1 protein-coding gene is annotated in these 934 nt (G+C 56.3%); it reads left to right on the top strand.

The genetic code is table 11. The features are described from left to right. Window positions 1-193: 193 nt before the first annotated feature. Window positions 194-934: RNA-guided endonuclease TnpB family protein (locus tag D1641_RS18955; RefSeq protein WP_160668553.1), on the top strand; the 741-nt coding region annotated here is incomplete at its 3' end.

The raw sequence follows: 934 nt of genomic DNA, 5'->3' as shown, positions 1-934 counted from the left end.
AAAAACGCGGCCAGGTTGTATACAACCTGGCCGCGTTTTTATAGCCGTTTCAATAATACATATCGGCAGTCTTTCCTAATACTTTAGCCCTAAAACATAAAAATTTCAAACAAGTTTATTTTGTCGAATCTCCTGTTTTCAGGTGGTCAGGTTCTATAGAACCTGACCGCAGCGGACGGAGGTGCGGCTGGCGATGGCGCGGAAAGCAAGGGCTGTGGACGGACAGGTCATTCAGTACACCACCCTCAAGGTCCGGCTCTATCCCACCCCGGCCCAGGCGGAGCTGTTTGAAAAGACCTTCGGTTGCTGCCGGTACGTCTGGAACCAGATGCTCTCCGACCAGCAGCGATTCTACGCCGAGACAGGGGCCCATTTCATCCCCACTCCGGCCAAGTACAAAAACGGCGCGCCGTTCCTGAAAGAGGTCGACAACCAGGCGCTGACTCAGGAGTACAACAAGCTCTCCCAGGCGTTTCGGGTGTTCTTCAAGAGCCCGGAGACATTCCGGCAGCCTAAATTCAAGCGCAAAAAGGACGACCGGGAGTCCTTTACCGCCTGCAACCACGTGTTTGAGTCCGGCCCCACCATCTACACCACCCGGGACGGAATCCGCATGACCAAGGCGGGAATTGTCAAGGCCAGGTTCTCCCGCCGGCCTGAGGGCTGGTGGAGGCTGAGACGGATTACCGTCAGCAAGACCAAAACGGGCAAATTTTACTGCTCCATCCTCTACGAGCTCCCGGTAAGACAGCCTGAGCCGGTGGTCCCCACCCCAGAAACGACCCTGGGCCTGAAATACTCCATGGGCCACTTCTATGTGGCGGACAACGGCGATATGGCCGACCCGCCCCGGTGGTTGAAGGACTCCCAAGAGAAGCTGGCAAAGCTCCAGCAGAAGCTCAGCCGGATGGAGCCCGGCTCCAGAAATTATGAG

The organism is Colidextribacter sp. OB.20 (assembly GCF_009911595.1).
GTDB lineage: Bacteria > Bacillota > Clostridia > Oscillospirales > Oscillospiraceae > Lawsonibacter.
Note: the sequence above shows the minus strand (reverse complement) of the source record. Positions and strands in the feature narration are given on the sequence as shown.